Here is a 551-nt window from a genome sequence, read left to right on the forward strand (position 1 = left end):
AACAATGGCCGTCTGAAAATTTATTTTCAGTTTCAGACGGTCTTTTCTGATTAGCCTTTGCGGGCTTCAGTTACAGCAGCAGCTACGTGAGCAGGAGCTTCAGCGTATTTTTTGAACTCCATGGAGTAAGTAGCGCGACCTTGGGTTGCAGAACGCAGGTCGGTTGAGTAACCGAACATTTCTGCCAGAGGTACTTCGGCACGGACTTTTTTACCGCCGATACCGTCATCATCCATACCCAATACAACGCCACGACGACGGTTCAAGTCGCCCATTACGTCACCCATGTATTCTTCAGGGGTTTCCACTTCAACTGCCATGATTGGCTCAAGCAGAGCAGGATTGGCTTTACGCATACCTTCTTTAAAGGCTTGAGAAGCAGCCAATTCGAACGCCAGTTGAGAGGAGTCAACGTCGTGTGAAGAACCGAAGATCAAACGTACGCGTACGTCAACTACTGGGTAACCTGCAACGATACCGTTAGGCAGGGTATCGCGGATACCTTTATCGACAGACGGAATGAATTCGCGAGGAATCACACCACCTTTAAT

At 48.6% G+C, this 551-nt stretch carries 1 pseudogene; it reads right to left on the reverse strand.

Going from position 1 to position 551, the window contains the following annotated elements:
- Nucleotides 1–50 precede the first annotated feature (50 nt).
- Nucleotides 51–551, reverse strand: a pseudogene (gene fusA, locus ACTHUR_RS17215) (elongation factor G); the annotation flags it as partial.

It is taken from the genome of Neisseria sp. P0021.S007, assembly GCF_051956855.1.